Below are 12,020 nucleotides of genomic sequence, written 5' to 3'. Positions count from 1 at the left end.
GGGCAGGATGATACGGCCGGCAGCGCTGCCGGCGCGGCAATTGCCGGGGCCGCAGAAACCCATGGCGATATCCTGGGGACCAATCGACTGATGCAGCGATCCATCATTCTTCTGTTGGCGACCGATGCCCTGGCTGCGGCGCTGGTCCTGATCCTCGGCCACGGACTCCGCTTCCTGGGTTTTGCTGGGGTAGGGGAGCTGTTCGCCGGCGGCGGGGTCAAGGTGGCCTTGTTCGCCACCTGCGTCGTGTTCGCCGCCTATTTCTGCGAACTCTATGGGCGCGAGCGGCAGGTTGACCGCCTCGAGCTGGCCGCGCGGCTCGCGGTGTCGCTGTCCCTGGCCTTCCTGCTCCTGTCGGCGGTGTACTACGTTTTCCCCGACATGATGATCGGCCGGGGGGTGTTGTCGCTCTCGCTGATCGCCTGCGGGGTGGTCCAGTACCTGGTGCACCGGGCCTTTCTGGCGATGACCGGCCTTCCGGGCTTCGCCCAGCGGGTGCTGATCCTCGGCATCGGCCCCCTGGCCAGGACCATCGAGGCGACCATCCCCATGTCCCGCAACAACTACCAGTTCGCCGGTTTCGTGAGGCCCGGGGCCGACCTGATGACCGTCCCGCCGCAGAAAATCGTCGGCCACCAGGATGAGATCGAGGCGGTCATCAAGCGGGAACGGGCCAGCAAGCTGGTGGTGGCGGTTACCGAGCGCCGCGGGGTTCTGCCGGTTCGCGACCTGCTGCGCTGCAAGCTCGCCGGCGGGGTCGAGGTGGTCGATTCGGTCTCGTTTTACGAACAGATGACCGGCAAGCTGCTTATCGAGAACATCCAGCCGAGCTGGTTCATCTATTCCAGCGGGTTCCGCGTCACCCCCTTCATGCGGGCCTACAAGCGCATGTTCGATATTCTGCTCTCCTCCCTCGGCATCATCCTGGCCCTGCCGTTCTGGCCCCTGGTGGCCCTGGCCGTCAAGCTCGATTCGCCCGGGCCGGCCCTGTTCAAGCAGGTCCGGGTCGGCGAGCGCAACCGTCATTTCAACGTGCTCAAATTCCGCACCATGTGCAACGACGCCGAAAAACACACCGGCGCCAAGTGGGCCACGGAGAACGACCCCCGCATCACCCGGGTCGGCGGGTTCCTGCGCAAATCGCGCCTCGACGAGATTCCCCAGCTGTTCAACGTTCTGCGTGGCGACATGAGCTTCGTCGGCCCCCGCCCCGAGCGTCCCGAGTTCGTCGAGCGGCTGAGCGAAAAGATCCCCTATTACGCCAAGCGCCACTACATGAAGCCCGGCGTCACCGGCTGGGCCCAGGTCTGCTACCCCTACGGCGCCTCGGACAAGGACTCCCTCGAAAAGCTGCGCTACGACCTGTACTACATCAAGAACTACAGCCTGATGCTCGATTTCCTGATCATTCTCGAAACTGTCAAGGTCGTGCTCTACGGCCGCGGAGGAAGGTAGTCCCCAAATGAACAAGTGCCTGGTGTTTGTACTGATGCTGCTGATGTGGGCCGGCTCCGCCCTGGCCGGCGATTACGTGATCGGCGACGGCGACCTGCTCAAGGTTTCGGTCTGGGGCGTCCCCGAGCTGAGCGTCGAGGTCACGGTGCGCCCCGACGGCAAGATCACCCTGCCGGCCGCCGGCGACGTGGTCGCCACGGGCCTGACCCCCGTCGCCCTGAGTAAAGAGCTCGCGGTGGTGCTGGAGAACTTCGTCAAAAAACCCATTGTCACCGTTTCGGTCAGCCGCATCACCAACAACCGGGTCTATGTTTCCGGGGGCGGCGTCGCCCCCCAGGTGATCAGCCTCACCGGCCGCACCTCCCTGTTCAAGCTGCTCTGCAGCCTCGGCAGTCTCGAAAACGTCGACCTCAGCCGCGCCTACCTGCTGCGCCAGGACGGCGAGCGCAAGGGGGGCTTTTACGAAATCTACGTCAAGGGCGAATTCTCCCGCGACTTCGACCTCAAGGCCGAGGACATCATCTTCCTGCCCACCAACGAGCGCAACAAGGTCTACGTCGTCGGCGCCGTTCAGGCCCCCAAGTACATCATCTACCGCGAAGGGATGAAGGTCCTCGACGCCATCCTCGAAGCGGGCGGGTTCACCGAATACGCCAAAGAAAACTCGGTCATCATCCACCGCCAGGACAAAGACCAGATCAAGGTCAGAATCGGCAGCGTCACCGAAGGCAAAGACGTCACCCAGAACGTGGCCCTGACCCCTGGTGACTATGTGATCGTGCGGGAGGGGATGTTTTGAAAGGCGGTGGGCAGGAGAAAAGCCTAGTGGACCGTGGGCCGTGGGCAGTGGAACATAACACGGCCACTGCGTACCAGCTTTTAACGGATCACTGTCCACTCACCACGGGTTACAAGTTTTAACGGATCACTGAACACGGACCACGGTTCACAAGTTTTAACGGATCACGGACCACTGTCCACGGATCACGGTTCATAAGTTTTAAACAGACCACGGACCACTGTCCACGGTCCACCGGATTTTAAACAGACCACGGACCACTGTCCACGGTCCACCGGATTTTAAACAGACCACGGACCACTGTCCACGGTCCACCGGATTTTAAACAGACCACGGACCACTGTCCACGGTCCACTGGATTTTACAGATGGAAAACCAATTCAGCGAAATATTCAAATACCTCAAAATGATCCAGAAGCGGCGGTATCTGTTTCTTGCCGTCTCTTTGCTGGTGATGACCTGCGTTACCGGGGCAAGCTACTATCGGCCCAAACAATACATGGCCGACAGCACCGTCTTCATCGAGCGCAGCGTCATCAACAACCTGATCAAAGGCATCGCCGTCACGCCGGACATGGATGATCGCATCCGGGTGCTTAAATATGCCCTGCTCAGTCGCGACATCATCGGCAAGGTGCTGGCGGAGCTCGATTGGGACACCCGGGCCAAAAACAGCGCCGAACTGCAGGACATGATCACCGACCTGCAGCGGCGTACCGACCTCAAGATCAAGGGGAACGACCTGTTCATCGTCTCCATCACCGACCAGGACCCCGAGTTCGCCCAGAAATATATAAACACGCTGGTGAGCACCTATGTCGAGGAGAACCTCTCCGCCAAGCGGGAGGAGACCTACGGCGCCAACCGCTTTCTGGACGAGCAGATCGTGCTGTTCAAGAAAAAGCTCGACGAGTCCGAAAACGCCATTATCGAGTTCCGCCGCAGCCAGGGGATCATGTACTCCGGCGATGAAAAGGTGCTGCTGCAGGAGGTCAAGGAATTTCAGAAAGAGATCGAGAACCTCAACCTCTCCATCGACACCCTGGGCGCGAAAAAACGCCGCCTGAAGAGCCAGCAGGCCGAGCTGGAGCCGACGGTGACCATCTTCAGCGAAAAGCTGAACAGCGACCGCATCGCCCAGCTCCAGGCCAAGATCGCCCAGTTGATGCTTTCCTACACGGAAAACTACCCGGAAGTGGTTCGGCTCAAGGCCGAACTCGATGGGTTGAAGAAGCGCATCCAGGAAGAGGGGGCCCCGAAGCCGGCGGAAACCCAGACCCTTTCCGTCAACCCGGTTTACCAGGATGTGACCCAGAAGCTCCTCGACGTCGAGGCCGAGATCAGCTCCCTGGAGGCGCGCCGCGACCGGCTTATGGAATTGTCCACCGAGCGGGAGAAGGAGCTCCAGTTCGTCCCCGAAACCAAAAAGCAGCTGACCATGCTCATCCAGGAGCGCGATTCGCACAAGAAGATCTACGAAGAGCTGCTCATGCGCATGGGCCAGTCCGAGGTCTCCAAGCAGATGGAGATCGGCGACAAGGCGACCACCTTCCGCATCGTCGACCCGGCCATTTTCCCTGAAGTCCCCGTCTCCCCCAACATGGTCAAGATGCTTTTGCTGGCCATCGCGGCCGGCTTCGGCTGCGGCTTCGTGGTGGTGTTCCTGCTCGACAGCGTCGACACCTCGGTCAAGGACGTGAACCAGCTCGACGGGTTCGGCGTCGAAGTTCTCGCCGTCATCCCCACCATCACCGACCAGGCCGTCGCCGCCTCGGTGCGCCGCAAGGATGTCCTGGTCTACGCCTGCGCCCTGCTCTACTTCGGGGGGATTGTTTCGCTGCTGGCTTGGGAAGCGCTTAAAAGGCTCTCGTAAGGCGTGAGGCGTAAGGCGTGAGGCGTGAGGGGGAAGGGCGAAGGCTAAAGGCTGAATTGGCCACGGATAAAATCTGATTTTCACGGATAAGGCAAAAACTTGGGAAAGCAAAAAGCTAATTGGACGCGGATGAACGCAGATGGACGCGGATAAAGTCTTTAAAGCCAACAGCAAGGAAAACGATTTTGCTCTCATCTGTGTCCATCTGATTTTATCTGTGTTCGAAAAACGTTTTCGGGTTTTGCCATATCAGGTTTGATCAGATTTTATCCGTGGCCAATTTAGGTTTCAGATTTTCACCAATTACGATTTACGAATCACGAATTACGGGTTTCCAAAGAGGGGGTTGCAGTAAATGAGTCGTATCGACAAGGCCATCGAAAAGGCCGCACAGCTTCGGGATGTCACACCATTGCCGGTCGCTCCGCCGAAGGTAGAGCCTTCGGTAAGGGTTGAGCCGCCGCGCAGGGGGCGCATGGAGCGGCTGCTGGAGGTGGAACCGCTGCCTGTCGACAACCCGTTCCTGGTGGCTTCGGGCAAGGCGCTGCCGGCGGTGGCGGAGGAGTACAAGAAGCTCAAGTCGATGGTGATCCGCCTGACCAAGGGCAAGCAGTTCAAAAACTCCCTGGTGGTCACCAGCACCGTCGCCGCGGAAGGCAAATCCCTGACCGCCCTCAACCTGGCCACGACCCTGGCCCAGGAGTACGACCACACCGTGCTGCTGGTCGACGCCGACCTGCGCAAGCCCAGCATCCATAAGCTGTTGGGCCTGCAGCCCCAGGTCGGGCTGGTCCACTGCCTCAAGGGCGACGCCTCGCTGGAAGACGCCCTGGTCAAGACCGGCATCGGCAAGCTGGTGGTGCTGCCGGCCGGCGGGGTGGTCTCCGACCCCGTCGAGCTGCTCTCCTCCAACCGGATGAAGCAGATCATCAAAGAACTCAAAGCCCGCTACCCCGAGCGTTACGTCATCATCGACACCCCCCCGGTGCTCCCCTTCGCCGAAGCCCAGGTCCTCGCCTCCCAGGCCGACGGCGTGCTCTTCGTCATCCGCGAAGGCTGCGCCAAGGCGAGTCATGTCAAAGAAGCGCTGGAGACGGTCAAGGGGGTCAATCTGCTCGGGGTGGTGTACAACGACTCCAGCGTGCGGCAGAAGAAGGGGAGTTATTATTACTACTAGTGGTCTGTGGGCCGTGGACAGTGGGCCGTTGAATTCACTGCAAAAACCAAGGCAATTGGACGCGGATCAACGCAGATAAACGCTGATCAAGGCGAAAAAAAAAGCTTTTTTATGTTTCGGTTTTAAATCCGCGTTCATCAGATTTTATCCGCGTCCAAAATGAAGTGGTCAGTGGGTCGTGGACAGTGGGCAATAAAAACCAGTGATAAGTGGGCATTGATTAGCAGAAAATTCGTGAACATTAGTGTCCATTCGTGGCCAAAGAGGTTTTGCTTGATCAGACGTGATCAGATCCGATCCGTGGCCAATTAAAAGGTTTATGATTTGAATCGTTTTGTTGTTTGCATTGTTGTTATAGGGCTGATCCTCGGCAACCTGACCGAATCGTGGGCGCGGGTGGACTTCAAGCCCTATGTGTCCCTGCGCGAGGAGTACACCGACAACCTGTTTCTCGACCCGGCGGACGAGTCGTCGGACTACATCACCACGGTCCTGCCGGGCCTGGGGCTGCTGTTCGACTCCAATTACCTGAACCTCGATCTGGATTACGGGCTCAAGTTTCAGTTCTACGAGAGGAATACCGAAGAAGAAGAGACGGACCCGAGCGACACCCAGCGTATCCGGGCCGTGGCCGACTTTTTCCCGGAGCGGGATTTTACCCTGCGGGTCAGCGACGAGTTGACCCGGGTCACCGTCGACGAGCGGCGGCAGGTGGTGGACGACAACCCCGTCGTCAACAAGACCAACCGCAACCGCCTGCTGGTCAACCCCCAGTATCGGCTCCGGGTGATCAAGAAGTTTCGCGCCACGGCCGGCTACCAGTACGAAAAGATCGACTACGACTCCTCCGAGGGGGACGACTCCGAGCGGCACGCGGCCAGCCTCGACCTGGAGAAAGACCTGCTGAATAACAGTTTCACCCTGCTCGGGGGCGTCTCCGCCGCCCTGCACGACGCCGACAGCACCGACGATTACCACCGCGAAGACGCCTTCGGCGGCGGCATCTGGCGGGTCAACCCCAAGCTCACCCTCGAAGGCCGCGCCGGGGTGACCCGCATCGAGTACAGCGGGCGCGACGATTTCTGGATCAAGACCGGCAGGGTCGGCGGGGCCTACAAGTTCAGCAGCCGCTGGGCGGGCAGCGCCTACTACTCCGAGGAGTTCAACGTCTCGGTCAACGACGGCTCCTACAAAAACCGCAAGGCTACCGCCTCGCTGGCCTTCACCGAGCGCGTCTCGGTGATCCTCTCCGGCGACGCCCGGCGCAGCCTCTACCAGCGGCTCGACCGCGAAGACCGCGCCGCCGGCGGCGACCTGGTCATCAGCATCCCCCTGCGGGGCAAGGTCACCGTCGACCTTCACGGCGACTGGGAATACCTCAAGTTCCTCCCCGAAGACGAAACCGCCCACCGCTACGGCGGCGGCGCCAACATCGGCTGGCAGTTCAAGGTCGTGCGGCTGGGGCTGGGGTACAAGTACCGGGAGAACAGCTCGAATGTGGATGTGAATGATTACCGCAATAACATCTGCTTCGCAGAAGCAAACTTCAGGTTTTAACTGCGGGAATTAGCCACGGATAAGGTCTGATCAGATCTGATTAAAAATGAAAAACATTGAACATTCTGAAATAAGCGATTTGATAATTTGTTCTTTTTACAATGTTTATAATCGGTTAGGCCATGGATTTTTAGAGAAGGTTTACCGAAATGCGCTCCAGATAGAAATGGAAGAAAAGGACCTTGAAGTTGAAAGTGAATATCCTATTTCTGTTTTTTATAAAGAGACCATAGTTGGTGAGTATTTCGCTGATTTGCTAGTAAATAATTGTATTGTGATTGAGGTTAAATCATGCAGAAAGCTTGTATCTGAACATGATGCTCAGTTGTTTAATTATTTGAAAGCAACAGGAAGAAAAGTAGGTCTCTTGTTGAATTTTGGACCAAAGCCAGAGTTTAGAAGAAGGGTTTTTGGATAATCCTAAAGGATGAAATTAGCCACGAATAAGATCTGATTAAATCGGATAAGTCAAAAGAGTGAAAAGAATATTAATTTACTTGGAAAAGCCTTTTTCGATTGTTAAATAAATCAGATTTTATCAGATTTGATCCGTGGCTAAATAAGGATTTTTAAAGTATGTATGAAAGCTTTTTCGGTCTGAAATCCAAACCTTTCGAGCTGGTGCCGAACCCGGCATTCCTGTTCCCCAGCGCGTCGCACAAAAAGGCCCTGAACTACCTGCAGTACGGGATCAGGGAGCGGGCGGGGTTTATTCTGTTCACCGGCGAGGTCGGTGCGGGCAAGACCACCATTATCCGCGACATCGTCAACAATCTCGAGGACGACGTGGCGCTGTCGCTGGTGTTCAACACCTCGGTCAACGGTGAGCAACTGATCGCCATGATCAACGAGGACTTCGGGCTCGAGGCGACGGGGAAGGGCAAGGTCGAGCTGCTGCGCGAGTTGAACGATTTTCTGGTCGAGCGGGCCGCCGAGAGGGTCCGGCCGATCCTGATCATCGACGAGGCGCAGAACCTCTCCGCCGAGGCGCTGGAAGAGATCCGCCTGCTCTCCAACCTCGAGGCCGACAGTTTCAAGCTGATCCAGATCATCCTGGTCGGCCAGCCCGAGCTCAAGAAGGTTCTCTCCCGCAATGAACTGCGCCAGCTGCGCCAGCGCATCAGCATCAACTGTCATCTCGACTCGCTGAGCCGGCAGGAGACCGAGGACTACGTCTACCACCGCCTCGAGACCGCCGGCAACCGCGCGGCCCTCGACTGGCAGAAGGGGACCTTCGACGCCCTGTTCAACTACAGCGGCGGGATCCCCCGCCTGATCAACGTCTTCTGCGATTTCGTGCTGCTCGCCGCCTTCGTCGAAGAGACTCGCCAGCTGACCCTCGCCATGGTCGAGGAAGTCATCGGCGACGTCGCCTGGGTACCGCCCAATGTCCCTGCGGTCGAGAACTCATCACTTATCGCTCATCACTCATCACTAAATTTCGAAGAAATCATCGAGCGTATCGACCGCCTCGAGGAGCGCTTCTCCCAGCTTGACGCCGTGCAGCTCGGCAAGGAGCATTTCGCCGAACGCCTCGCCGCCCAGGAGGTGATCCTGAAGAAGCTGGTGGACAGGCAGGAGAAAGATTTCCGCAGGCTGGAGGATGGCCTGGCCAAGATCGCCGAGGTCCTGGTGGAGATGCGCAAAGAGGGGAAGGCGGAGAAGGCTGCCGCGGCGAAGCCCAAACCGATCGATATTCTGGAGCCTCGGGTGCAGGTGCAGAAAAGAGGGGTCTGGGCGCGGATTTTTGGGTGAGAAACACTGCTGTCTCATAGTTTGATCAAAAAATAGAAGGCCCGGAGACTCCAAAATGTTATAATGAGTTCGCCAAAACCATAATAACAATAAGGAGTTCCGAGCCGTGGCCCATTGTAGCACCGTTCTTTCTCAAATTGTACGAATTTTTCCGAGACATGAATTTCAATCCCTGGCGAACAAGCATCACGTCGGGCAGAAGTTTCGTTCGTTCTCCCGCTGGACCCAGTTTGTCGCCATGCTGACAGCACAGCTGACAGGTCGGAGCAGCCTGCGGGATGTCGTTGACAATCTCAGCGTTCAGGGCAGCAAGCTCTACCACTTGGGCGTCAAGGTGTTCAGCAGAGCCACCTTGGCGCGCTGTAACGAAAGTCAGCCGCACACTCTTTACGAAGAGCTGTTTCAGCGCCTGTTGGCCCGCTGCCAGTCAATGGCGCCACGGAACAAAAGCTTCAAACTCGACGGAAAAATCTACCTGCTGGATGCTTCCCTGCTCGACCTGACACTCTCCCTGTTTCCTTGGGCCAAGTACCAGAAGAACAAGGGGGCGGCCAAGCTTCATGTCGGGCTCGATGCCGACGGCTATTTACCCGCCTTTGTCGATCTGACCGAAGGCAAGGAGCATGAAATCAACCATGCCAGAGAGCTCGAACTCCCCAAGGGCTCCTATGTGGTCTTCGACCGAGGCTACACCGATTACACCTGGTATCAGGAACTGTGTGAGGACGGGGTATTCTTTGTCACCCGCCTCAAGAGCAACGCCATCGTCACGCCCGGCAAAAAACGCCGTGGCCGCAAGAGCCCGGGGGTGATCGAGGACCGAGAAATCCATTTGGGCAAGCTGCCCGAAACCTTCCGCTTGGTCACGTATCGGGACGAGGAAACGGGCATCATTTACCAGTTCGTGACCAATGCCTTGGAGATCCCGGCCCAAACGGTGGCCGATCTTTACAAAGAACGCTGGCAGATCGAGCTCTTCTTCAAGTGGATCAAACAGAACCTGAAGGTGAAGAGCTTCTTGGGCACATCCATGAACGCGGTGAAGACCCAGCTTTGGATCGCCCTATGTGCCTACTTGGTACTCTCGTTCCTGAAGTTCCAGTCGAAAGTCGGAGCTTCGTTACAGCGCATGTTGCGGATATTACAGCTAAATTTATTCGAGAAGCGCGATTTAGAAGAGCTATTCAAGCCGTCTCCACGCAAAAACACTATACGAAACAATCAGTTAGCCCTGCTGTGAATTTGTGAGACAGCAGTGGGTGAGAAAGACGAAAGGCCTAATTGGACGCGGATGAACGCAGGTGAACGCGGATAAGATCTAAGGGCAAATCAAGAAATGAGGAATAACTTGAAAGCTTTTTTGTTTTTAAATCCGCGTAACTCAGATTTGATCCGCGTCCAAAACAATAAGTTATCCAAGTATGGGTTCTAAAATGCGAGATATTTCATTCATTATCCTGACCTGGAATTCGAAAAAGTTCCTCGATGACTGTTTCGGGTCGATCGTGTCCAAGTGCCAGTCGGAGGGGATCGACTTCGAGATCATCGTCGTCGACAACGGCTCAACGGATGGCAGCGAGGCCATCTTCGGCAAATTCCAAAAGGAGAACCCTGGGCGTTTTCGTTCCGTTTTGCTCGGCAAGAATACCGGAACGACCTATCCGCGAAATATCGGCATGCGGGAAGCAAACGGCCGCAATATCTGCATCCTTGATTCCGACACCGAGCTGGGGGAGGGGAGCCTGATGGATGCCTTGAGCAGGCTTGACCGGGATGACTCCATCGGGCTTCTGGTGCCGAGGCTGCTGCTCCCTGACCAGTCGGTGCAGAACTCGGTGAAAAGGTTCCCGACCTTCTGGCAGAAGCTGAGCAAAATCCCCAAGGCGGTCTTCGGGGTGCAGGTGCCGAATCTCGATTTCTATTCCGAATTTCCCTTCACCGAAGAAACCGATGTGGATACGGCGATCTCCGCCTGCTGGCTGTTTCGTCGCGAGTTGACAGACCAGGTCGGGTACCTGGACGAGAAGATCTTCTATTCCCCTGAAGACCTCGATTACAGCGTGCGGGTCCGCAAGGCGAAAAAACGCATCCTCTTCTACCCCGGCTTTACGGTCCTCCATCACACCCAACAGATTTCGCACAAAAAGCCATTTTCCAAGGTGTCGCTCAGCCATTTCGGCGGGCTGCTCTATTACTACCGCAAGCACGGTGGATGGTTTTCCGCCAAGGGGCTTTACCGACAGACGGGCGCCTGATTTTTTCTGGATATTGAATGATTCGCAAAATTGCCGACAACCTGAACTGGCTCCCCCATTATTTCGCCCGCGACCTCAAGCGGCGGTTTTTGGGGCCGCATGTAAAGCCGAAGCATATTTACTTCTGCATCTGCGACCATTTCGAGCCTTACTGGAATAAGGCCGACAAGGCGACGGCCCGCAGACGGCTACAGCGCTGGCTGGACGAATGGCCGAAGATCGCCGAGAAGTACCGGGACTCTGATGGTGAGATGCTGAAATACAGCTTTTTCTATCCCGAAGAGGAGTACCAGAAAGACGACCTCGACGCTTTGGCAGAGCTTTGCCATGCAGGGTATGGCGAGGTTGAGATCCACCTGCACCACGACAACGACACGTCAGAGAACCTGCGGCGGACGCTTCTCGATTACAAGAAGCGGCTGCATGAAGAGCATGGGCTGCTTTCGGTGGATAAGCGCACCGGGGAGATCGTCTACGGGTTTATCCATGGCAACTGGGCTTTGGATAACTCGCGGCCGGATGGGCGCTGGTGCGGGGTGAATGACGAGATCACCATCTTGCAGGAAACGGGGTGCTATGCCGATTTCACCATGCCTTCGGCGCCGAGCAATACCCAGACCCGTAAGGTGAATAGTATTTACTATGCGGTGGATGATCCTGGCAGGCCCAAATCCCATGATTGGGGCAGGGATGCCCAGGTAGGGGACAGCGGTGAAGGGTTGTTGATGGTTCAGGGTCCGCTCTGCCCGGCATGGCACAACCGAAAATTTGGTATTGTGCCGAGAATCGAAAATAGTGGCCTAATTGCAAGCAATCCGGTTACCGAAGGGCGGGTGCGGGACTGGATCAATCAGGGCATTTGCGTGCGGGGAGCAGAAGAGCACATTTTCGTGAAGTTGTATGCCCATGGTACCCAGGAGGAAAACCTGAAGTGGTTTTTCGACCAGCAGGGTGCTGACGCTCTTTTCGCTCATCTTTCAGGGGGTGCGGAAGAAACCGGTGCAGCCCGACACTACGTAAGTGCCAGGGAGATGACCAACGTTATCCGAGCATTGGAATCTGAAAGCCCGATGGGCTTGGATTTGATGCGCGATCACCTTTTCGGTGTGGGACGGAGGAGCTTGCCATCTGGCGAGGCTGCCTGATTTG

At 56.9% G+C, this 12,020-nt stretch carries 10 protein-coding genes; all 10 read left to right on the top strand.

The genetic code is table 11. From position 1 onward, the window contains the following. Positions 1-90: 90 nt before the first annotated feature. The 10 genes from DESUT3_RS11990 (at position 91) to DESUT3_RS11945 (ending at position 12,016) form a co-directional block, all read left to right on the top strand. Positions 91-1,455: a TIGR03013 family XrtA/PEP-CTERM system glycosyltransferase gene (locus DESUT3_RS11990; RefSeq protein ID WP_221252540.1), complete on the top strand. Its 1,365-nt coding sequence runs from the start codon at positions 91-93 to the stop codon at positions 1,453-1,455. Between the two features lie 7 nt (positions 1,456-1,462). Next, positions 1,463-2,254: a polysaccharide biosynthesis/export family protein gene (locus tag DESUT3_RS11985; RefSeq protein WP_221248724.1), complete on the top strand. Its 792-nt coding sequence runs from the start codon at positions 1,463-1,465 to the stop codon at positions 2,252-2,254. Between the two features lie 367 nt (positions 2,255-2,621). Then, on the top strand, positions 2,622-4,127 hold the full coding sequence (locus DESUT3_RS11980; protein ID WP_221248723.1) for an XrtA system polysaccharide chain length determinant: 1,506 nt from the start codon (positions 2,622-2,624) through the stop codon (positions 4,125-4,127). Between the two features lie 355 nt (positions 4,128-4,482). Beyond that, complete coding sequence (locus tag DESUT3_RS11975) at positions 4,483-5,304, top strand: XrtA-associated tyrosine autokinase (protein WP_221248722.1); 822 nt, start codon at positions 4,483-4,485, stop codon at positions 5,302-5,304. 324 nt (positions 5,305-5,628) lie between these two features. Next, positions 5,629-6,861 carry a TIGR03016 family PEP-CTERM system-associated outer membrane protein gene (locus DESUT3_RS11970; protein ID WP_221248721.1) on the top strand — a complete coding sequence of 411 codons (1,233 nt, stop codon included), beginning with the start codon at positions 5,629-5,631 and terminating at the stop codon, positions 6,859-6,861. Between the two features lie 46 nt (positions 6,862-6,907). Further along, the gene (locus DESUT3_RS11965; RefSeq protein WP_221248719.1) at positions 6,908-7,279 is read left to right on the top strand and encodes a GxxExxY protein; all 372 of its coding nucleotides are present in this window, start codon (positions 6,908-6,910) and stop codon (positions 7,277-7,279) included. Between the two features lie 158 nt (positions 7,280-7,437). Further along, complete coding sequence (locus DESUT3_RS11960) at positions 7,438-8,616, top strand: XrtA/PEP-CTERM system-associated ATPase (RefSeq protein WP_221248717.1); 1,179 nt, start codon at positions 7,438-7,440, stop codon at positions 8,614-8,616. Between the two features lie 106 nt (positions 8,617-8,722). Beyond that, positions 8,723-9,856 carry an IS4 family transposase gene (locus DESUT3_RS11955; RefSeq protein WP_221248716.1) on the top strand — a complete coding sequence of 378 codons (1,134 nt, stop codon included), beginning with the start codon at positions 8,723-8,725 and terminating at the stop codon, positions 9,854-9,856. 193 nt (positions 9,857-10,049) lie between these two features. Then, positions 10,050-10,871 carry a glycosyltransferase family 2 protein gene (locus tag DESUT3_RS11950; RefSeq protein ID WP_221248715.1) on the top strand — a complete coding sequence of 274 codons (822 nt, stop codon included), beginning with the start codon at positions 10,050-10,052 and terminating at the stop codon, positions 10,869-10,871. Between the two features lie 17 nt (positions 10,872-10,888). Continuing rightward, a complete protein-coding gene (locus DESUT3_RS11945) occupies positions 10,889-12,016 on the top strand; it encodes a hypothetical protein (RefSeq protein WP_221248714.1) in 1,128 nt (375 codons plus the stop codon). Positions 12,017-12,020 lie beyond the last annotated feature (4 nt).

The sequence above is a fragment of the Desulfuromonas versatilis genome (assembly GCF_019704135.1).
In the GTDB taxonomy this organism is placed as follows: domain Bacteria; phylum Desulfobacterota; class Desulfuromonadia; order Desulfuromonadales; family NIT-T3; genus Desulfuromonas_A; species Desulfuromonas_A versatilis.
The sequence above is the reverse complement of the archived record's forward strand: the minus strand, read 5'-3'. Positions and strand labels throughout refer to the sequence as shown.

Bases quoted from the DNA above. Each gene is read 5' to 3' on its own strand.
- DESUT3_RS11990 (WP_221252540.1), top strand. From the start codon at position 91: ATGCAGCGATCCATCATTCTTCTGTTGGCGACCGATGCCCTGGCTGCG.
- DESUT3_RS11985 (WP_221248724.1), top strand. From the start codon at position 1,463: ATGAACAAGTGCCTGGTGTTTGTACTGATGCTGCTGATGTGGGCCGGC.
- DESUT3_RS11980 (WP_221248723.1), top strand. From the start codon at position 2,622: ATGGAAAACCAATTCAGCGAAATATTCAAATACCTCAAAATGATCCAG.
- DESUT3_RS11975 (WP_221248722.1), top strand. From the start codon at position 4,483: ATGAGTCGTATCGACAAGGCCATCGAAAAGGCCGCACAGCTTCGGGAT.
- DESUT3_RS11965 (WP_221248719.1), top strand. From the start codon at position 6,908: ATGAAAAACATTGAACATTCTGAAATAAGCGATTTGATAATTTGTTCT.
- DESUT3_RS11960 (WP_221248717.1), top strand. From the start codon at position 7,438: ATGTATGAAAGCTTTTTCGGTCTGAAATCCAAACCTTTCGAGCTGGTG.
- DESUT3_RS11950 (WP_221248715.1), top strand. From the start codon at position 10,050: ATGCGAGATATTTCATTCATTATCCTGACCTGGAATTCGAAAAAGTTC.
- DESUT3_RS11945 (WP_221248714.1), top strand. From the start codon at position 10,889: ATGATTCGCAAAATTGCCGACAACCTGAACTGGCTCCCCCATTATTTC.